General features: G+C 71.0%; 21 protein-coding genes. 13 read left to right on the forward strand and 8 right to left on the reverse strand.

The window, feature by feature from the left end; all coding sequences use genetic code 11:
• Positions 1–3 precede the first annotated feature (3 nt).
• Both ACWGN5_RS23830 and ACWGN5_RS23835 read left to right on the forward strand, forming a co-directional pair.
• Positions 4–669 carry a hypothetical protein gene (locus tag ACWGN5_RS23830; protein ID WP_453518474.1) on the forward strand — a complete coding sequence of 222 codons (666 nt, stop codon included), beginning with the start codon at positions 4–6 and terminating at the stop codon, positions 667–669.
• A gap of 12 nt (positions 670–681) precedes the next feature.
• Positions 682–1,329 (forward strand): hypothetical protein, encoded by a 648-nt coding sequence (locus ACWGN5_RS23835; RefSeq protein ID WP_453518476.1) that lies wholly within the window; start codon positions 682–684, stop codon positions 1,327–1,329.
• Positions 1,330–1,341: 12 nt separating this feature from the next.
• Here ACWGN5_RS23835 and ACWGN5_RS23840 read toward each other — a convergent pair whose 3' ends face one another.
• Genes ACWGN5_RS23840 through ACWGN5_RS23850 form a run of 3 tightly spaced genes read right to left on the reverse strand, consistent with a single transcriptional unit; the run spans position 1,342 to position 6,575 of the window.
• Positions 1,342–3,450 carry a protein kinase domain-containing protein gene (locus ACWGN5_RS23840; protein ID WP_453518478.1) on the reverse strand — a complete coding sequence of 703 codons (2,109 nt, stop codon included), beginning with the start codon at positions 3,448–3,450 and terminating at the stop codon, positions 1,342–1,344.
• A gap of 52 nt (positions 3,451–3,502) precedes the next feature.
• Entirely contained in the window at positions 3,503–5,674 is a 2,172-nt protein-coding gene (locus ACWGN5_RS23845; RefSeq protein ID WP_453518480.1) for a protein kinase domain-containing protein, read from the reverse strand.
• A gap of 4 nt (positions 5,675–5,678) precedes the next feature.
• Positions 5,679–6,575 carry a serine/threonine protein kinase gene (locus ACWGN5_RS23850; protein ID WP_453518483.1) on the reverse strand — a complete coding sequence of 299 codons (897 nt, stop codon included), beginning with the start codon at positions 6,573–6,575 and terminating at the stop codon, positions 5,679–5,681.
• A 363-nt stretch (positions 6,576–6,938) separates the two neighbouring features.
• On the opposite strand from ACWGN5_RS23850, the gene ACWGN5_RS23855 reads away from it, so the two are divergent.
• The 3 genes from ACWGN5_RS23855 to ACWGN5_RS23865 are packed head-to-tail and all read left to right on the forward strand — an operon-like array spanning position 6,939 to position 10,426.
• Positions 6,939–7,364, forward strand: a complete 426-nt coding sequence (locus ACWGN5_RS23855; RefSeq protein ID WP_453518485.1) for a hypothetical protein — start codon at positions 6,939–6,941, stop codon at positions 7,362–7,364.
• A 15-nt stretch (positions 7,365–7,379) separates the two neighbouring features.
• Entirely contained in the window at positions 7,380–9,713 is a 2,334-nt protein-coding gene (locus ACWGN5_RS23860; protein WP_453518487.1) for a hypothetical protein, read from the forward strand.
• Positions 9,714–9,754: 41 nt separating this feature from the next.
• The gene (locus ACWGN5_RS23865) at positions 9,755–10,426 is read left to right on the forward strand and encodes a hypothetical protein (RefSeq protein WP_453518488.1); all 672 of its coding nucleotides are present in this window, start codon (positions 9,755–9,757) and stop codon (positions 10,424–10,426) included.
• An 18-nt stretch (positions 10,427–10,444) separates the two neighbouring features.
• On the opposite strand, the gene ACWGN5_RS23870 is transcribed toward ACWGN5_RS23865, so the two are convergent.
• Positions 10,445–10,831 (reverse strand): hypothetical protein, encoded by a 387-nt coding sequence (locus ACWGN5_RS23870; protein WP_453518490.1) that lies wholly within the window; start codon positions 10,829–10,831, stop codon positions 10,445–10,447.
• 276 nt (positions 10,832–11,107) lie between these two features.
• Here ACWGN5_RS23870 and ACWGN5_RS23875 point away from each other — a divergent pair, with 276 nt between their 5' ends.
• Positions 11,108–11,752, forward strand: coding sequence for an HAD family hydrolase (locus ACWGN5_RS23875; RefSeq protein WP_453518492.1), 645 nt, complete (start codon positions 11,108–11,110; stop codon positions 11,750–11,752).
• Here ACWGN5_RS23875 and ACWGN5_RS23880 read toward each other — a convergent pair.
• From ACWGN5_RS23880 to ACWGN5_RS23895, 4 genes are all read right to left on the reverse strand, one after another.
• Positions 11,735–12,604: a DUF1932 domain-containing protein gene (locus ACWGN5_RS23880; protein WP_453518495.1), complete on the reverse strand. Its 870-nt coding sequence runs from the start codon at positions 12,602–12,604 to the stop codon at positions 11,735–11,737. The genes ACWGN5_RS23875 and ACWGN5_RS23880 overlap by 18 nt on opposite strands.
• Positions 12,601–13,188, reverse strand: coding sequence for an AAA family ATPase (locus ACWGN5_RS23885; protein ID WP_453518498.1), 588 nt, complete (start codon positions 13,186–13,188; stop codon positions 12,601–12,603). Before ACWGN5_RS23885 ends, ACWGN5_RS23880 begins: the two co-directional genes overlap by 4 nt.
• Positions 13,185–14,201, reverse strand: a complete 1,017-nt coding sequence (locus tag ACWGN5_RS23890; RefSeq protein ID WP_453518499.1) for an AAA family ATPase — start codon at positions 14,199–14,201, stop codon at positions 13,185–13,187. The genes ACWGN5_RS23885 and ACWGN5_RS23890 overlap by 4 nt, the downstream gene beginning before the upstream one ends.
• A 233-nt stretch (positions 14,202–14,434) precedes the next feature.
• Positions 14,435–14,785 (reverse strand): winged helix-turn-helix domain-containing protein, encoded by a 351-nt coding sequence (locus ACWGN5_RS23895; RefSeq protein ID WP_453518583.1) that lies wholly within the window; start codon positions 14,783–14,785, stop codon positions 14,435–14,437.
• A gap of 535 nt (positions 14,786–15,320) precedes the next feature.
• On the opposite strand from ACWGN5_RS23895, the gene ACWGN5_RS23900 reads away from it, so the two are divergent.
• Genes ACWGN5_RS23900 through ACWGN5_RS23930 form a run of 7 tightly spaced genes read left to right on the forward strand, consistent with a single transcriptional unit; the run spans position 15,321 to position 19,358 of the window.
• On the forward strand, positions 15,321–15,587 hold the full coding sequence (locus ACWGN5_RS23900; protein WP_453518501.1) for a DUF6284 family protein: 267 nt from the start codon (positions 15,321–15,323) through the stop codon (positions 15,585–15,587).
• Between the two features lie 35 nt (positions 15,588–15,622).
• Positions 15,623–15,922, forward strand: a complete 300-nt coding sequence (locus tag ACWGN5_RS23905; protein ID WP_453518503.1) for a hypothetical protein — start codon at positions 15,623–15,625, stop codon at positions 15,920–15,922.
• The gene (locus ACWGN5_RS23910) at positions 15,919–16,917 is read left to right on the forward strand and encodes a DUF2637 domain-containing protein (RefSeq protein ID WP_453518505.1); all 999 of its coding nucleotides are present in this window, start codon (positions 15,919–15,921) and stop codon (positions 16,915–16,917) included. The genes ACWGN5_RS23905 and ACWGN5_RS23910 overlap by 4 nt, the downstream gene beginning before the upstream one ends.
• Positions 16,914–17,144, forward strand: a complete 231-nt coding sequence (locus ACWGN5_RS23915; protein WP_453518508.1) for a hypothetical protein — start codon at positions 16,914–16,916, stop codon at positions 17,142–17,144. Before ACWGN5_RS23910 ends, ACWGN5_RS23915 begins: the two co-directional genes overlap by 4 nt.
• On the forward strand, positions 17,144–17,479 hold the full coding sequence (locus ACWGN5_RS23920) for an RRQRL motif-containing zinc-binding protein (RefSeq protein ID WP_453518510.1): 336 nt from the start codon (positions 17,144–17,146) through the stop codon (positions 17,477–17,479). Before ACWGN5_RS23915 ends, ACWGN5_RS23920 begins: the two co-directional genes overlap by 1 nt.
• Before the next feature lie 14 nt (positions 17,480–17,493).
• Positions 17,494–17,730, forward strand: a complete 237-nt coding sequence (locus ACWGN5_RS23925) for a hypothetical protein (RefSeq protein ID WP_453518511.1) — start codon at positions 17,494–17,496, stop codon at positions 17,728–17,730.
• Complete coding sequence (locus tag ACWGN5_RS23930) at positions 17,727–19,358, forward strand: hypothetical protein (RefSeq protein WP_453518513.1); 1,632 nt, start codon at positions 17,727–17,729, stop codon at positions 19,356–19,358. The genes ACWGN5_RS23925 and ACWGN5_RS23930 overlap by 4 nt, the downstream gene beginning before the upstream one ends.
• Position 19,359 lies beyond the last annotated feature (1 nt).

Consider the following 19,359-nt stretch of genomic DNA (forward strand, 5'->3'; position numbering starts at 1 on the left):
CACATGCGGTCTGTACTGACCGGGATCGGGGCGGCCGTCGCCATGGCCGCCCTCCTCACCGGATGCGGCGGCGACGGCGGGGAAGCCACGAAGGAACCCGCCGGCGGCCTGACGGCGGCCGAGGCCTGCGGAGGCTTCGCCAAGGATCCGGCGACCTCGGCGGCACTCAAGGCCGTGCTGGGCGGCGAGCGCTTCGAGGACGACCTGTCGAAGCCGGAGAAGGCGCTGGACAGGCTGCGGGAGGACGCCGCCGCACCATGGGCCGACTCGTACCGGCCGCAGCCGGTGAAGTACTGCGGCCTCCAGGCCGCGGAGGAGGCGGCGCGGAACCTCAAGATCGAGGTGAACGCGGTGGGCAAGGGGCCGTACGGCCCGGGACCGGAGCTCGCCAAGAAGGTGACCTCGTACACCTCGGGGCTCGGAGCCTTCACTTCCTCCGGCCTGGGCCATGTCTACTTCTCCTGCAGCCTCAAGGCGCCCGCCCACGACATCGTCGTCGAGACGACCATCTGGGGCCCGGCGGGCGTTCCGGACACGGATCTGGAGCAGCGCACCCGCCTGATCACCCTCGCCAACGCGGCGGCGCGTGACGTCTCGGCAAAGCTGGGCTGCCAGGGGGAGGACGGGCTGGCGGCCGGGGTGCCTGCGCCCGCCGCGACGACCTCCTGAGAGAGTCGTCCCATGCGCACCACAGTCCACAGGATCGTGCTTCCGGTCGCCGTGCTCGCGATGGCGGCGACCGGCTGTACGCAGGGAACCGACGACACCGCAGCCAAGGGGCAGGCCGCCCCGGAGGTCTGCGGTGGATTCGCCAAGGAGCCCGGCGTGGCCTCGGCCCTTGAGGCCATCGCGGGCAAGGGCGTCCGGCTGACGAGCGACCGGTCCGAGCCGGACAGGGTCGTCAGTGAGCTGCGGAAGGCCGCGCGGACGCCGCAGAGCGGCAAGGAGCGGATGCGGGGCATCCCGTTCTGCACGCTGGAGGCGGCGGAGGACGGGAAGAACGTCCTGAGCATCACCCTCCGGGAGGCCCTCGCCGTGCCCGGGGGCAACTCCTCGAAGGACCTGGTGACGACCTACGCCACCGGCCGCCTCGCGACCTCCTCCGACCTCTTCGCCTCCCTCTACTTCGACTGCCGGATGCCGGCACCGGCCCACGCGATCGTCCTCGACGCCGAGCTGGAGCGGGCGGACGAGAACGAGGCCGATCACGCCGGGGTCAGGGACGAGCAGATCGTCCTGGTCAACGCGGCGGCGCGGCATGTCGGGGCAGAGCTGGGGTGTGCGGAGACCCGGTTGGCCGAGGGTGTGCCGGCGAAGGCGCGATCGTAGGGGCGGGGGCTCTCACTCGTTGTAGACCGGCATCGCCGCGATCCTGCCGCCGCGTGCGATGAAGACGCGGTGGGCGTCGCTGACGAGCTGGTAGGCGCCCTCGCGCTGCATCCTCGCGGTGAACAGCTTCTCGTGGGTGGTCTTCTTCACCACCCGGACGGCGCTGTCGTCGGGTTCGGGCAGCCAGACCGTCCCGCCCTCCACCGCGGGGGCGGTGAGGGTGCCGGTCGTGGCGCCGAGATCGCCCAGGATCTCTGTCCATTCCGTGCTCGGGCTGTCGCTGTCGGCGAGGGTGCTGAAGCGGCAGGCCCTGTAGCCGTCGACGGCGACGACGGACGCGCCGTCGGGGGTCGGGCTGGCCCAGCCCAGCTGCCGGTCACCGAAGGTCCTGGCCTCGTCCATCCACAGGAAGTCGCCCGCGTCGAGGTTTCTGGCGATCAGCTTGGGGCCGGCGAGATAGACGGTGTCGCCGCCGATCGCGGGGACCTGACCGCGGGTGCCCTGGCCCCTGATCTTCCACGCCGTCTCGCCCGTCGTGGTGTTGACGACGTCGACCTGTCCGTCCCGGCCTTGGATCACGAGCCGGTTCCTGCCCCTGGCCGCCTTCGCGGGGCCGTTCGGGGAGCGGGGGGAGAGCATCGGGCGGGCCCACGACGTCTTGAGTGTCCAGGCGTTCACGGCACGCAGCTGGTGGTCCTTCGTCACCAGGTAGACATGGGTGTCATCGGCGGCGAGGAGGTCGTCGGCGTCGTTGCCGGCCTGCCAGACCGGCGTACCGGTGGACGCGACGAACGCGTTGAGGGCGCCCGTCTTGTCGACACCGACGACCAGCCGGTCGGCGACGGAGACGTAACCGGCGTCCGCGTCGACGCTTTCGGCCCGCCACCGTTCCTTGCCGTCCGTGACGGACAGGGCCAGCAGGCCGCCCGTCTTCGCCTGCACGATCAGCACATCCCTTACGGGCAGCGGGAGATGTCCGCTCGGAAGGGTGAGGTCGAGAGGGCCCCACAGGGGCTTGGGGGCTTTGCCCGGTTCACTGTCGATGAGGGAGATGAAGGCGGCCTCGGGGGTCGCCACAGCCGGTGGCACGTCGGCGGTCGGGGACGTCTCCCGGTTCAACCACCAGGCCCCGGCCCCGCCGCCCGCACCGAGCACGGCCACGCCGACCGCTGTCATGGTGAGGAAGCGGCGCCGTGACGGTGCGGTCGTGGGTACGGCGGTGTCCTCGGGTGCGGCCAGGCGCTTGGTCGCCGTCTCCCGCCGCTTGATGTCCTCCGCCAGCGGGCCCTTGCGCCACGCGTGGTCGGCGCCCTTCGGCGGGGCGAAGGCCTCGGCGATCTGCGGGGGCGCCGGGCGGAACGCCGGGTCCTTCGCGAGGCACGGGCCGATCAGCGTCTGGAGCTCCGGCGGCACCAGGCTCAGGTCCGGTGTGCCGTGCACGACCTCGTACTGGACCGCCGCCACGTGCGCGCCGTCGAAGGCGCGCCGGCCGCTCGCCGCGTACGCGAGGACCGCGCCGAGCGAGAACACGTCCGAGGCCGGTCCGACCCGCTGCCCGAGGACCTGCTCAGGAGCCCCGTACCCCGGGGTGACCGGGATCTGTCCGGTCGTCGTGAGCGTGAGGCCGTGCTCGGGGCGCGCGATGCCGAAGTCGATGATCCGGGGACCGGTCGAGGTGAGCACGATGTTCGCGGGCTTGAGGTCGCGGTGCACCAGACCGGCCACGTGGATGTCGTGCAGGGTCCGGGCGAGCTGGACGGCCAGGGCACGGACCGTCGGCGCGTCCATCGGACCGTACGTACGGACGGCCTCGTCGAGCGTCGGGCCGGCGAGGAACTCGGCCGCGATCCACGGCCGTCCGCCCTCCGTCTGCGCGGCGAGGACCCGCGCCACGCCCGTGCTGGTGACGGCCCGCGCCATGTCGGCCTCGCGGACGAACCGCTGCGCGAGGTGCTGGTCGTGGGCGAGTTCGGGACGCAGGACTTTGACGGCGGCGGGCGCTCCTGAGCCGTCCCGGCCGACGTACACCTTGCCCATGCCGCCCTCGCCGAGGACGCCGAGGAGCCGGTACGGGCCGAGCCGGAGCGGGTCGCCGGTGGCGAGGGGCTGTGTGGTCGTCACGGGGCTGCTTTCCGGTTCGTGGGGGATCGGAGGTCTGGCGGGCGGGTGTCACTCAGGCGAAGGGGAAGGCCACGACGGACGAGGCACCGGCCCCGATGATCCGGGTGCGGGAGGTGTCCACGACGTACCTGCTGGCTTCCGCCGGGAAGACCCAGGCCGAGCGGTGGGTCAGGCGGTCGACCGCGCTCAGACCACCCCGGACCGGCGCGTACACGTACTTCGTCCCCACCAGTGGGACCACGCGGAGGTCCGGGGTCAGGCTGCGGCCGGACGCTTCCTCCTCCCAGCGCTTGGCGCCCTTGTCGGCGGTGACGGCCACGAGCCCGCGGCCGTCCTCGTTCGCATGGACGAGACCGTCCGAGACGGCGGGGATTCCGTAGGCGGAGCCGCTGCCGTACTCCCAGGCGACACCTCCGTCGCTGAGGCGCAGCGCCCGGAGGCGGTCCCCGCCGAGGTAGATGTGCCGGTCGTCGGTGATGAGCTGGCCGGGTTTGAAGAACATGGACTCCTTGAGCGGGACGCTCCGCTTCCACAACCGGCGACCGGTGCGGAGATCCCTCGCCTGGATGTCGAAGGACTCGAGGTCGTCGCTGTTCTTGCCGAGCACCAACCGGTCGCCGGCGATCCGGGACAGCCAGGGCCGTACGTTGCCCCACGCGTACGCCTGGCGCCAGATTTCCCGACCCGTACGCAGGTCGATGGCGAGCAGATGCCAGCCGCGCTCCCGGTCCTCGATGGGGTCCGTGTGCCGGCCGACACGCGCGGCGGCGAAGAGGCGGCCGTCGGCGGCGGTGAGGAGTCGCGTGCCGAAGGCCGAGCCGTCGAAACCCTTGATCTCGATGGTCCGTGCGACGTCCTTGTCGGTGCGGGGTGCGAGTGTCCGGATCTGCAGGACGCCGGCGCCCACGGTGGGGCCGTCGGACGCGTAGAACAACTTGCCGTCGGTGGCCATCTGGTGGGGCTCGAACACGATGATGTCGTCCCAGAGGTGCTTGCCGTTGCGTGTGTCGAAGGCGCGGTAGGAGCCCGTTTGCGGGACTCCCACGACATCCCCGGCGAGGAGCGGTGTGGTGTTCTCCTCGCGGTCCAGCGACTCCCCCCGCCACAGCGCCGCCGGCGCCCCGTCCGGGGCCGTCGTCGCCGGGATCGCGGTGGGGCCGGCGGCGGACGGGCTGCTTCCGCCGCTGTCCCGCGAGTTCAGCCACGCCCACACCCCACCCCCCGCCGCCGCCACGCCCAGCAGGGAGCCCCCGCCCAGGGTCAGGGCGCGGCGGCGGGAGAGCGGCGTGCTCGGGACCGTCGGTGCCGTCGCCGATTCCGCCGGTGCCGGCAGGCGGTGCGGGGAGTGGAGCCAGACGTCCGTCGCGCGGCGGGCGATGTCGGCCAGGACGAGTGGCGGCAGGTGGTCCGCGAACTCGCCGTGGCCGTCGTGGAGGTGGTCCGTCAGCGCGCCCGTGGTGGGGCGGGACGTCGGGTCCTTGGACAGGCAGGCCGTCAGGAGGGGGAGGAGGGGCTCCGGTACGCCCGTCAGGTCGGGGTCCGCGTAGCGCACGCGGTAGAGGAGGTCCGCCGGGGAGCCCGTGCCGAAGGGGCCGTGGCCCGTGGCCGCGAAGACGAGGACGCCGGCCAGGGCGAACACGTCGCCCGCCGCCGTGTGTTCCTCGCCGCTCGCCTGTTCCGGGGACATGAAGGCCGGGGTGCCGGCCGCCGCTCCCGTGCGGGTGAGGTGGTCGTCGCCGGCCGCGCGGGCGATGCCGAAGTCGATGATCTTCGGCCCGTACGCGGTCACCAGGACGTTCGAGGGCTTCAGGTCGCGGTGCACCACGTCCGAGGAGTGCAGCTGCGCGAGGGCCCCGGCGAGCGCGGCGCCGAGGGCGCGGACCGTCGGTTCCGGGAGCGGGCCGCCGAGCGCGACGGCGTCGTCGAGCGGCGGGCCGAGGACGTACTCGGTGGCCAGCCACGGCGTCTCGGCCAGCGGGTCGGCGTCGACGACCGCCGCGCCGTGCCGCGCGCCGATGATCCTGGCCGCGTCCGTCTCCAGGCGGAAGCGGGAACGGAAGGCCGGGTCCGTCGCCAGACGGGCGTGCACCGTCTTCAGGGCGACCGTGCGGCCACCGGGCGTCCGCGCCAGGTACACGGTGCCCATGCCGCCGGAGCCGAGGCGGGCGAGGAGGCGGTACGTGGCGATGGCGGCCGGGTCGTCGTGGGTGAGGGGCGACAGCATCAGGTCAGGTCCGGGAGGTGGTGTCGGTGGGGAGTTCGGCCGCCAGGAGTTCCGAGGACTGGCGGGCCAGCGCCGCGACCACCCTCCCCGGCAGCCAGCCGGGGGTGAGCAGCGCGCCGGCCGAGTTCAGGACCGTCTGGTGCGGGGTCGGCGGCGCCAGGGCCGCCATGAGCGTGGCGGCGTCCGGGCGGTCCGCCGGGTCGCGGGCCAGGCAGGAGGAGACGACCGGCCGCAGGGCGGGCGGGAGTTCGTCGCGTTCGGGCACGGTGTGGCCCGTGGCGGCGTACGCGAGGACGGCGCCGAGCGCGAAGACGTCGCCCGGCGGGCGCGGGCGTCCGCCGGAGGCCTGCTCGGGGGCGAGCGCGCCCGGGTCGAGGCCCGGCAGGCCGGTGCGCCTCTCCCCGTCGGCCGAGGCGGCCCGTACCGCGCCGAAGCAGGTCAGCCGGGGGCCGTCGGCCGTGAGCAGGACAGCGGCGGGGGAGACCCCGGCGTGCGTGAGGCCCTGCCCGTGCGCGGCGGCGAGTGCCTCGGCGAGGGCGGTGCCGACGGCCCGTACGGTCGTCTCGGGCAGCGGCCCGCCGTGGACGGCCAGAGCGACGGGGAGGGGGAGGGCGGGGACGTACGGGGTCGCGTACCAGGGGGTTTCGCCGGGACCGGCCAGGTCCGTCACCGGGGCGATCCACGGGCCCAGGAGGCGGCGGGCGGCATCGGCCTCGGTGGCGAAGCGGGCGGGGTCGGCGCCGGGCAGCGGGACGCTCAGGAGGACCGTGCGCTCGCCGTCCGGCGTACGGGCGATGAACCGGCGGCAGGGAATCGCCGGGCCCGGCGGGTCGAGACGGGTGATCAGCCGGTACGGGCCGGTCCGGCGCGCGGTTACCTCCCGCGTGCGCGACTGTTCCACGTGTACGTCCCCCCGTCGTTCCGGCGCCCCGTGACGACGGGGGCGGGAGGAGCCTATCGAGGCGGGGGTGGGCGGGAGTGACGGGGCGTGGGCGGGAGCGGTTCCCGGCGGTCGGGCGGGGGTGAGAACGTCCGGGCTGTCCGAGTTGCGAAGGTGAAGCCCGCGCGCGTACGCCGTGATCGCATCGAACGGGCCGCTTTTTCCCGGCAGGGAGTGCTCGAACGGGAGCCCGAGGGCTACGATCGCGATGCTTCCCCGGCCGGAGAACTTGCTGGGGCGAAGCCGGAACGATCACCATGGTCGGTCGCAGTCGCAGTCGCAGTCGCAGTCGCAGTCGCAGTCGCGGGAGCAGCGGGGGAGAACATGTCGTTCGAGGACGAGTGGGCGTCCGTACGGGCCACGTCGACGGCCAGCGTGAGCATGAGGCTCAACCAGGTCGCCCCCGAGCCCGGCGGTGGCGGCGGCAGCGCCGACCTGAGCGTCGACCAGGACAAGCTCGGCGCCATCGGCAGCGCCGCGTACGCCCTGCACGGCCGGCTCGCCAAGGACGGCAACCACGCCCGTACGAGCACGACCGAGGCGGCCACCCAGCTCAAGGCCCACGACTTCCTCACCGGTTCGGCCATGGCGGCCGTGCAGGAGACCTGGGACGAGCAGCTGAAGACGCTGATGGACGCCTGCGCGAACATCTCCAACCACCTCGACTACAGCGCTGCCTCGCACGCGAAGGAAGAGCAGGACATCACGGCGGCCCTCGCGGCCTCCCAGATCGACCAGTACTTCAAGTAGGCCGGGGGGCTTGTCGTGTTGACCTACCAGAACGTGATGCAGGCGCCGCTCGACAGGATGAAGACGGCCGCCGACGAGTGGGCCGCCCTGAAGGGCAAGCTGGACACCCTCGCCCAGGACGCGCAGTCGACGATGGCCGCGAAGGCCAGGGACGACTACTGGCGTGGCGTGAACGCCGAGGTCACCAAGCCCTTCGTGGACAAGACGGCGAAGGAGTTCGGCGACGCGGCCAAGGCCGCCGACGGCATCCACAAGGTCCTGGCGGACGGCCACCAGGCCTTCAAGAAGGCGCAGGACGACCTCAAGAAGATCGCCGAGACCGAGGCCCCCGCGAAGGGCTTCTACGTCGGCGCGGACGGCACCGTCGCCGCCAAGGAGCCGCTCTCCCAGATCAAGGACCCGGGCGCCCGCCACGACCCCGACTTCCAGGACCTGGTCCGCAAGGAGCGCGCCGACATCCAGGCGATGGAGGACCGCATCAAGGCGATCCTGGAGGTCTGCACCGAGGCCGACGTGGCCTGCTCCAACGCGCTGCGGGTCAACAACACCGGGGACAAGCACAACTTCAGCGGCCCGAAGTACACCAGCCTCGACGCCGAGGAGGCGCAGCGCGCCGTCGACCTGGCGAAGAAGGGCCGGGACATCTCGCACGAGGAGCTGATGCGCCTCAACGAGCTGCTCAAGGACAACAGCGGCTCCAAGGAGTTCTCCCGGACCTTCTACGACGGCATGGGCCCGAAGGGGGCCCTGGAGTTCTTCGGGCAGCTGTCCACCGACACGTACGACTACACGAAGGTCGACAAGCAGCGCCTCGCCGACGTCCAGGAGCTCCAGAAGAACCTGGGCTTCAACCTGGCGACCGCGACGCAGGGCGGCGACGCGTGGACCGAGAAGTGGTCCGCGGACATGCGCAAGCTCGGCACGGAACGCATTCCGCTGGCCAAGTACGACAACAACCCGGCGTTCGGCTACCAGTTGCTCGGCGGCATCATGCGCTACGGCGACTACGACAAGAAGTTCCTGGTCCCGATCGCCGAACACGTCACCCAGCTGCACGCGAAGGACCCGTACCTCTTCGCCAACAGCAAGCCGATGATCGGCGGCGGGCTGCAGAACCAGTACAACCCGTCGGGCGTCAACGGGTCCGGGTTCGACCCGATGATCTCGATGCTGGAGGCGCTGGGGCACAGCCCGGAGGCGTCGAAGGACTTCTTCTCGAAGGAACCGACGTCGTACAACCAGGACGGCAGTGTCGGCGGGACGGTCGACCTGGACCCGAAGAAGGACGGGTCCCAGAAGAGCTACCTGGACTTCTTCGCGAACAAGGATTACACCTTCTTCCCGGACATCGAGGGCCACAACCCGGACGACCTCACCAAGACCATGGGGTACATGCCGGACGCCCTCGGCCACGCCCTGGAGGCGGCGACGCTCGGCCACGCCTGGGACGACCCGACGCCGGAGCTGAAGCGGGACGAGACCACGGCCGCGATCATGAAGGACGTCGTCGACACCTACGGCGCGGACGCCGAGCTGCTCAAGAAGTGGCAGCCGACGATGGCGGACAGCCTCGGCAACATGGGCGCCGGTTACATCGACGACCTCAACTGGGCCCTGGACAAGAACACCCCGGACAGCGTCTTCCATCCGACGAAGGAGACGGCGGCCCACCCCGTCTTCGGGCAGGACGAGACGATCAAGTTCCTGAGCACCCTCGGTCAGCACCCGGACGCCTACGCCACGGTCTCCACGGCCGAGCGTCTCTACACCACGAGTGTCCTGGAGGCGCAGGTCGGACCGGACGGCCACATCGACGAGGGCCGTGCGCGGGGCGCCGCCTTCACGGGCGCGACTCTTCAGGGCCTGCTCGACCAGTCCCGTGGGGACCAGGTCGAGGCCGAGGGCATGAAGAAGCACGAGGAGTACGAGAAGGCCGCCGCGGCCAAGGCCGGCTGGGTGGAGTTCGGCGCCACCGTGGGCATCGCGGCCGGTGTCGCCTTCCTGCCCGCGACCGCCGCGGTCGGCGCGGCCGCCATCCTCGTACCGCTCGCGGTGGACACCGGTTCGGGCGCCATGGAGCAGCTGGCCGGGCAGGTCATCGGGGACTGGTCGGACAAGTCGGTCGAGGACCACAAGGACAAGACCGAGGACCAGATCCACGAGGACAACGCGGCCATGTACATGGCCGGCCGGTACAGCGCCGAGTCTCCGATGGAGCGGTTCCTGTCCGAGCACCGCTCCCAGGTGAGCAGCGACTTCCGGCAGGACATGATCGAGTCCGTGAGCAACGGCTATCTGAAGGGCAACTCCCACGCCCGGCAGACCGGCAACGCCCCGGAGACCGGCTGATCCGCCGTCGTACCGACCCCACCAGGAACCCGAGGAACACGATGAGAAGAGCGTCCGCGTCCGTATCGACCGTGCTGGCCCTCGGGCTGCTGCTCACCGCTTGCGGAGGCGGCGCCGAGGAGGAGCGACAGGTCGCGCAGAAGTGCGACGGGTCGCTTTCGCCGGAGGCGGTCGGGGGGCTGGAGTCCGTGTTGCGTACGAAGTCGTTCCACTGGTCCGGCATCGGAGTGGAGCGGACGGCGGAGGTGCTGATCGAGGATCAGGCGAGGGAGGGCCGTCCGCCGGGGCATCCGGCGACGTGTGAGGTCATCACCGACGCCGATTCCCGGCTCGGCGCCACGATCGACGTCATGTTCTCCGAGAAGGGCGCCCTCTACGACGACGGCACGAAGTGGACGGCAGGCGGTCGTCATCTCTACGGGATGGGTCTCGAGGCGAACACGGACAACAAGTCGGCGTACCTCTTCGTCGAGTGCGTCAGCCCGCGGCTGAAGGGGTCGGACAGCCGACCGGCCCTCATCGGCGCCGAGTTCGAGTTCGACAAGCCCGTGAAGACGGCCTATCCCCCCAACACCCCCGCCACCCGCGAGGCCTACCTCACCGTCCTCCACTCCGTGACGCTCGCCGTCGTGAAGAAGCTGGGCTGCGAGGGGGACGCGGGGCTTCCCGCGAAGCCCGTCTTCGAGGAGAAGAAGTGGCGCGGGGAGCGGTAGCCCGCCGCGCGGCTCCCGTCAGTCCTCCGCCGTCTCCGGCGTCGGGCCCAGCTGGGACAGGAGCAGGAGGGTCGCGCGGGTGATCAGGGCCGCGAGGAGGATCGTCGCGAGGCCGTCGACGTGCAGGTAGGCGATCTTCGGGCCCAGCCAGGAGAGCAGCCACCAGATCAGGGCGTCCTGGACGAAGCCCGCGAGGCCGAAGACCAGGAGGGCGGGGAGCGGGACGCGGCCCGACGGGCCTATGAAGATCACCTGGGTGAGGACCGACAGGACGACGCTCGCCATCAGTACGGAGAGCACGATGTCGAGCGTGTCCGTGCCGCCCAGGGTGATCCCGGGCAGCAGGCCGCAGGCGAGGCCCACGCCGATGAGGATGCCCAGTCTGCGTCTGCCTTGATCATTCATGGGGCGGACTGTGGCACACCGCTCGGCGCGTTGTGAAGATCCCGTGAGGGGAACATCTGGAGACCGTGGCGGGAATTGAACCCGCGTAACTCGCTTTGCAGGTTTGTCAGTTCAAGTCGGGCCTGTGATCGCGTCCGTTCGCGTCCGTTCGTGGGCGTTCATCCGGCCCGTTTCGGCGGGGCCCGCGTACGTGGGTGAACGGCGGCGGACGGCCATGAACGAGACGGAAACTGAGACGGGCGACCACGACGGCTGCGGGCCGCGTACGGTCGCTTTGTGCTCGCGCTATTCGACCTCGACAACACGCTGATCGACCGGCGGAGCGGCCTGGAGGAGTGGGCTCGGCGCTTCGCGCGGTCGCGTTCACTGCCACCCGTCGCCGCACTGATGATCAGCGAACGGCTGCGGGATCGGGCGTACCCCGCCGACCTCGCAGAGGTGGCGGCGGCTCTCGGGCTGAGTGACCCCGAGGGGAACCTCTGGCGCGAGTACGTAGAAGGGATGGCGGGCGCCGCCCAGTCTCTCCCCGGCGCGGAGCACGGACTGCGCGAGCTGCGGGGGGCGGGCTGGACGCTCGGCGTGGCCACGAATGGCGCGGGTGACATACAGAGGGCCAAGCTCACGACTGCCGGTCTCATGCCGCTCTTCGATGCAGTCTGTGTCTCGGAGGAGGCGGGGGCTCGGAAGCCTGCACGACGGTTCTTCGAAGTGGCGGTCGCCCTGTGCGGCACTGACTTGAGCGCCGGCGGCTGGATGGTCGGGGACAACCCCGAGACGGACATCGAGGGTGGAAGGGCTGCGGGGCTGCGCACCATGTGGATCGCCGCAGGACGGCAGTGGCCCACAGACGTGCGCAGCCCCGATGTGGTGGTGGCCGACGTCGCCGAGGCGACGGCTGCCCTCTCAGCCCTCGCCCCCTAGGCTCGCCTCTCCGCCGTCCGTCGGCGCGTGCAAGGCGGCAAGCGCCTGCTCGATCGTCATGGGCGAATCCCTGAGGGCGGCCCATCGTTCCATTACGTCTGCGGATGCGGTCGCCAGCTCTGAGGGCAGCCCCACTTCGTCTAGCGCGCGGGCCACCTCTTCCATCTCGGGTGCCCACCGCCATGCCCGGGCCGCGACCTTCGGGAAGTACGCGGTCTCAGCGAGGTAGCTGGTCGTCCGGCCCTGCGCGATCTCTTGCAGCTCCTTCTCCACCCCGTGCTCGGCGGCCAGGGCGTTGGCGACCGCCGCCAACGCGCGGCTCGCCTTCTGGTAGCTGCTGTAGGACAGCTTCAGCGCGGACGCCTGACCGATGGGACCCGGCAGCGGATGCACGTGCACCGCCGAACCCGAGAAGACGGATGCCACCGTGGCTAGTGGCTCATGCGGACCGGCGAGGTACAGGCGGGTGGACTTCGAGGCTGACGGCGGAGAGCCGATCACCGAGCCGTCGACGACAGCGGCTCCGCTCTGGTCGAACAGCGCGCTGATGCGGCCCATGGTGGCAGGGGAGATCGCGTTCCCGTCGACGTAGATACCGGTGAACGGCTGAGCGGCCACGGCTGCGGCGACCTCCACAGCGTGAGCGGGAGGGCAGATGCTCAGGATGATGTCGGCCCGCTCGGCCATCGTCCCGACACCGCCGACGGGCTCAAGGCCGTACTTCCTCGCGCGCTCGCTGCTCGCCGAGCTGCGTCCCGAGGGGCACCACACGACCTCAGTCCCGCTCTTCTTGGCCTGAGCCGCGATGGCGGCGCCCATGCTTCCGGGGTGCAGGATGCCGACGACGGTCACCCGACCAGCCCCTGGATATCGCGGACCTGGGCGGCCACGCCGGCCGCCCGCGCTTCGTCGATCGCCTGGGCGGCCTGAGCGGCGGTGACCTGGTCGGTACGGATCACGAGGGACCAAGGTTCACCCGCGTGGTCCAAAAGGTCCTGCCGGGTCTCGTGCCAGACCTTGAGCCGGGCGTCGACGTCCTTGTCCCCGCGACCAGCGCACCGGGCCCGCGTGGTCTCCTCGGGACACCACAGCAACACCTTGACCCAGTGAGTGGGGAACGCCTCGACGGCACGGGCGCCCGCTACCTGCCCCATGTGCAGAACGGGGATGCGCCCTGCGGCGAGCAGGGCGGACACCTCGCCGCGGTCGATCGCGTACTCGGCGTCGTACCGTGCGTTCCGGTAGAGCAGATCCCCGGAGCGCGTCAGGTCCTCGATGTGCTCGGTGGTCGTGAGGCGGTAACCGGTGCTGCGGCCCGGTCCGGCCTTGAGCCGACGGAAGAGTACGAACGCCGGCCGCAGGCGGGAGAGCTCCGCCGACACGGTGTCCTTACCCGAGCCCGGCGGGCCGTACAGGATGACTCCGGACGAGGTCACAGTCCGCCGCCGCTCAGGACGTCCTTGGCTTCGTCGACGAGAGCGACGGCGGCGCCGAGCCGGTTGTCGATTACGAAGTGCGGCCCCTGGGGTCGCAGCGTCAGGTCGAGTCCTGCCGCGTACTCGTCCCACGCCTGCATCTTCCAGGCATCGCGAGCTGCGCCCCGGAACTCGATGTACTCACGCATGGAATCCGGGTCGCACTCAACCCAAATGGTTGCAACGGATACACGCTTGGAGCGGCACCGATTATGAAAGCGCTGCATCCATTCGGCTTGCGCGAACTCGGAGATGAAGGGGGCGTCGAGAATGGTGGAAATGCCGCAGTCGACGTTGTCCCATGCTGCTTCCATGAGGCAGCGGTATTCGAGCGGCCGTACCTTCTCTCGGTACAGCTCCGAGCTTCGGTCGTGTGCTTCTCCGCCAAGCGCGATCAAGAGCTGATCAACCAGCGGACGAGTGAGCGAGTCTTTGTCGAGGATGGGCCATCCGGTGAGGCCGCCAAGGAACTTGGCGAACTCTGACTTGCCGGATCCGGCGAATCCGCCGACGAGGACGACGGACGGCCCGTCGAGGGAGCCCCCGGTCGTGCGGCGCTTCCATGCGTCCATCACACGGTTGATCAGAGCCCCACTGTCGACATCCGGTGTCCCCTCACGGATGCTGCTGAGTGCCTGGCGAACCGCCTGAGGCTGGTCGAGAAGTGCTGGATTCCTGGGCGCGGGTACGGGGACGGACTCCATAGGAGCATCCTCTCCGGGCAGTGCTCGGCGGAACCCCAATTGGGCTTCGTTCCGACGATAGAGGCGGCAATACGCCCGGCGGTAATGAGGGCCGGGGTATACCGAACCTTTCTCGTGGCCCCAGATGGTCTGGAAGTTGGCCGCAATGTTGAAGCCGTGCCGCTCCGCGATTTCGCGGAGCTTTTCCCCCGTGTCTTCCAGGGTGAGCCCGATCTCTTCTCTGTGCTTGCGCAGGAGATCAGGATTCCAATCCGGGTGCTTCCGAGCCATCTACCCCTCCTAGATAGCTAGTCGGAGTCGCGAGTGTAGCGGTCCGACTAGGCCCATGGAAAACAGTGATAGAGCATGTATAAGCGGATGTTTAAAACCTGTGAGGCTCAGTCAGGTAACGCAAGGTGATACAGGTTTGTAGGCCGCAGCAGTGAAATGGAGCACGTCCGAACGAGGAGGTGTTCATGTCTCACTACTGCGGCCATGGCGGGCCAAGCGGGGATCCGCAGAGGTCAGTTACCTTCGAGCGCTGCGACGCGTTCCCTCAGGTCGCCGACCTCGGTCCGGAGCCGGGCGACCTCTTCTTGCAGCTCAGTGATTGCACCGACCGGGTCCGCAAGCTTCGCCGCCGTGGCGGCATCGCGGGTGAGGAACGCTCCCTTGCCCTGGTGGCTCACGGCGAGTCCGTCGGTCCGGAGCTGCCGGATCGCATCGCGGGCCACCGTGACCGTGATTTCGTACGTGGCCTGCATCGCGGAGAGCGAGGGAAGTTTCCCCGACTCCGCGAACTCGCCGGCCGCGATCCTCCGTCGGAGGTCCTCCGCCACCTGCTGGTAGGCGGGCTTTCCGGTCCACTCGACCATCTTCACCTCGGCTTCTTCCCGTCTCCCGCTGTTCTGAGCCCTCTGCCTCATAGTGCCGAAGCAGCAGAGAGAGAACCAGTGTCCGCCACGGCTTGTTCCGTGGCAGGTTGACGAACTCTGCCTCACAGTGCACTCTGAGGCAGAGCCGCAAAGTGGTCGCCCGGATCCATGGGGACGACAGCTTCGCTGCTGCTTTACCTGCACAAACGCACGACACAGGAGCCCCGCATCGGTCGGGGGGAGGGTGCCGGACAGCCGCCTTCACGGGTGGTCCCTTGTCAGTCCGGACGGCAGGTCTCTGCCTAAGACGGGGCCATAGCGACTGTTCCTTGAACCGGCAGGCGCGTCCCCGAAAGAGACCAACGAACTACCTCAACTCCGCAGCTCACGGCTGCGGCCGGTTGCCTCCTCCGCCCGTCTCGTACGGGCGGGGTCGAGGGGAGCCGGAGATTCCTGGTTCTAACGGCAAGAGGCCCCGGTGTCCTACCACCGGGGCCTCGGTTCGGGCCGTTCCTGACTGGAAGGAACACACCCAATGAAGTCCATCATCACACTCCCCAGCACCAGTGGGGCCCTGGCGTTCGACGGTGAGCCGTCGGACGCGGAGCTGGACGCGATCGAGCAGGAGATGCCGCTGATCCTGGCGGAGGTCGAGCTGCTCGACGCGCGGATCAAGACGCTGGACCGGCCGTCCGCGAAGCTGGACGAGCGGCGGATCCGCCGGGCCCGTCACCGGGTCGTGGCGGCCCGCCGGAACCTGACGAACCGCGCCATCACGGCGCGGGCGGGCGGTGCCGCGTGAGGGCGGGGACGCTGGCGGACCTGTCCGCGCCGCTCATGGCGCTGCGACTGCTCACGGTGGATTTCCCGCACCTGCCGGCGCCCTGCGTGCACGTGACCACGGTCTACCCGGACCGGCTGGAGCTGTCGTTCCACGAGGACTTCGCCGCGTTCGAGGCGTGGCGCGCGGCCCTGAGCATCGCCCCCGGGTCGGTCGTTCACCACGTTCAGGGCGACGGGCAGACCGGCGTACTGAACGTCCGCACGACGTTCGCCGGGGCCGATCTGGAGCTGACCGGCTACGGGCCGGCACCGGCCGTCAAGCGGGCACTTTCGGGATCGGGGGCGCTGTCGTGAACAGCGTTCAGATCCGTTCAGCGGAACGCGCCCTGTCGGTCGGCACGTGGCTGATCGTGTGCGGCGCGATGCTGTACTCGGTCCTCACGGTGACCCCCTTGATGCGGGCGCACACGGCGGATGAGTGGGACTGGACGGCGCCGATTCTGCCGATCGTGGTGGATGCGGCGGTCGTCATCGTGGTCCGTCTCGACTCGGTCCTGGCCCGTCTCGGCGGGCACGGCGGCCGGTGGCCGATTGTGCTGCGGTGGATGACCGGCGGCATGACCCTGGCCCTGAACGTCGCGGACTCCGCGTTGAAGAAAGACCTGGTCGGGGTGGCGGTCCACGCGGTGGCGCCGCTGCTGCTGATTGTCACGGCCGAGACCGGTCTCGCCTACCGCTGGGCGATCACGAACGCGCTCACGGCCCTGCAGGAGCGTGAACGGGCCGACGCGGCGGCACGGGAGAAGGCCGCCGTGGAGCGCGAGGAGGCGGCCGAGAGGCGGGCTCGCGAGGCCCGGGAGTTCGAGGCCCGGATGGCGCGTGAACAGCGTGAGCATGAGGCCTCCCTCGCCCGTGAACAGGCCGAGCGGGAGGAGCGTGCACGGCGTGAGGAGCGTGAGCGGGTCGAGGCCGCCGAGCGGGCGGAGCGGGCCGAGCGTGAACGCCGTGAACGCGAGCGTGAACAACAGAGCCTGGAGCGTGAACGCCTTGCACGCGAGGCCGCCGCACGCACCGAACGCGAGCGCAAGGAGCGTGAGGCGACCCGGCTGCGTGAACAGCGCGAGCAGGCCGAGCGGGCCGAGCGTGAACGCGCTGAACTCCTCGCGGCCGGGCCCGCGCTGGTGAAGCAGTCCGAGGAGCAGGCCCGCCAGACCGTGGCCGCCGCGTACGCGACCGGGGTGCCGGTGCGGCAGGCCGCCGAGCTGTGCGGCTGGTCCGTCGGCTGGGTCTCCGCCCGCTACCAGGAACTCCGCGACAACGCCCCGGCTCTGGAAGGAGCGTCCCAGTGAAGCTCTCCCCGAACGCCAACCCGCCCGAGCCCACCAACCTGCTGATCCGGTTCCACAACCAGACCGGGGCCGCGGTCGACGTCACCGGCAACGAGCACGGGCACTCCTCGCACTGGCACTGTCATGGCTGCGGCGACTACTCCGGGGAGCACGGCCTGGCGTTCGCCCGTGACGAGGCGAACGGGCACGCCGCCACGTGCCGGGCCTCCTACCACCGGCTCGGCTGATGGGGAGCCTGCCCGTCTACCCCTGGCGCCTGGCGCCGGAGGGGTTGGCGACGTTCCGGCAGCTGCGGGCGCTGGGGCTGCGGCCGGCCGGTCAGCCGGTCGTGGCCCAGCTCGAACGCCCCCGCCGCCGTCGCGAACCGCTGGTCGCCTTCCTGTACCGCATTGACCTGGCCCGCCCGGTCCGGCCGATGACCCCCGCCAAGCGGGCGGCCCTCGCGAGGGCGAACGCCGCCCGGCAGGTCTGCCCGGCCTGCGGGCGGGACGCCGGATACCGGATCCCGCCCTCGCTCGGCATGTGCGTTCCGTGTGCGGACGCCCCTCAACTCGCTGCTTGACCTGGAGGTTTCCCGTGGAGAGCAACACCGCGCAGGGGACGCACCTGTACGTCCTCTCGCTGCAGAACAACCGACAGGCCGCGTGCACGATCTCCGGCACCTACACCCCGCCGCCCGGGGCCACCCGGTTCGACATCCTCAACCGGCTCCGGATCGACGCGGCCCGCCAGTACCCGTCGATGGAGGGCGCGATCGTCCTCTACTTCGCCCTGGAGGCCAACGACCTCGCCGACGAGGAGGTGACCCGGTGACGGACATCAACACCGAGCCCCTGATCGCGGCCCCGGCACCCGCCGACCAGGCCGCCCCCGCCCCGGCCCCCGTACCGGCGGACCAGGCCCCCGAGGTCCCCTCGGGTGTGCGGCACACGGCGGGCGGCTGGCCGGTCGTCCCCCTCGCGCTGACCGGCGCGAACGCCACGGTGACCCTGCTCGCCGGGGCGGCGCTGGTCGGCGGCCCGATCGCGGCGGCTGTCGCCGCGACCGGCGCCGTCGTCCTGGGCGCCACCACCGCCCACACCAACAAGAAGACCGCCAAGCAGGCCCGCCAGGCCAAGCCCGGCACCGCGTCGGCCGGGAAGTCGGCCGGCGGCTCGCGCGGTGGGGCGGGCCGTGTCCCGTCCCAGCCCAAGCGCGGTTCCTCCTCCGGGACCCGGACGTGGGCGGGCTCTCCCGCGTCGGGGAAGAGGGCGGCTCGCTCGGGTGCCGCCGCCGGCACGCTCCGCTCCGCGAGCGCACCGGCCGGTCAGCGCAGCAGCCGGAAGGGGACGGGGCCGGTCGCCACGGCGACGGGGTCCCTTTCGAAGGGTTCCGGGCCGAAGGGCCGGGCCTCCGGTGGTGGTTCGGCCTCCTCGGCGGTGAAGCCGCGGGGACGGGTCGGGCAGGTCAAGGCGCTGCGTGAGCAGGCGCGTGCGGTGCAGTCGTCGAAGGCTGGGCGTCGCGCGGACGCCACGGCCGCGCGTCGTCAGGTCGCCGACGCCCGCCGGGCCGCGAAGGACACCGCCCGCACGACGGCGGCCGCGAAGAAGGGCCCGGTGGGCCGGGCGGTCGCCCGGGGAACCGGTGCGGCGGGCAGGACCCGCAGCGCCGCTGTGGAGCGGCTGCGCAAGGCCCGGGACACGTCGGCGGCCGGGAAGGTGGCCGAGCAGCGCTCCGAGGTCCGCAAGGCCCCCGCCAGGGCGAGGGCGCGTAAGGCGTTGTGGAAGTCGGCGGCCCGGTTCCAGGGCCGCCGCCTCCTGGCGGCCCTGCTCGCCGGGGCGCTCGGCGTCCTCGGTCTGATCACCACGCCGCTCGGGCGGAAGCTCGGGTGGGCGTGGCTGCAGAACCCTGGCCGCCGCCTCTACGCCCGCCTCCTCAAGCAGGCGGCCGCCGAGCGTGAGAACCGGGACGAGGCCATCCGCGAGCAGCGCGAGCAGGACGAGGCCGCCGCCGACGCGGAGGCCGAGACGGACGGCGAGCAGGTCGGGGATACGGCGGAGCGTCCGGCCGGGCTCGTCCCCAGCGCACCCACCAGTGAGAGCAGTGAGGGAGAGATCGTGTCGGGTTTCCGGTTCGAGGAGTACGCGGCGGAGATGGAAGCCGCCGCCAACAGCTACGAGCCCGAGAGCGCCATGGAGATCCTCGCCATGGTCGAAGGGCTCCCGGCCGCGCTGACGAGCGTGGCGAACGTGATGAGGATCCTGGCCGAGCGCGCCGACTCCGAGTTCCCGCTGGAGAAGGAGGTCGCGGACGGCTTCAACGACATCTTCGGCGCCCTGATGAGCGCGGTCGCGGTCGCGGAGGACATGGGGCCGCTGTTCCGGCAGGCCCACGAGCAGGACATCGCCCGCCACGAGGACCCGCGTAACGGGCCCGAGGCCGAGAAGGGATGGAACGTCTGAT

It is taken from the genome of Streptomyces sp. NPDC055815 (assembly GCF_053616475.1).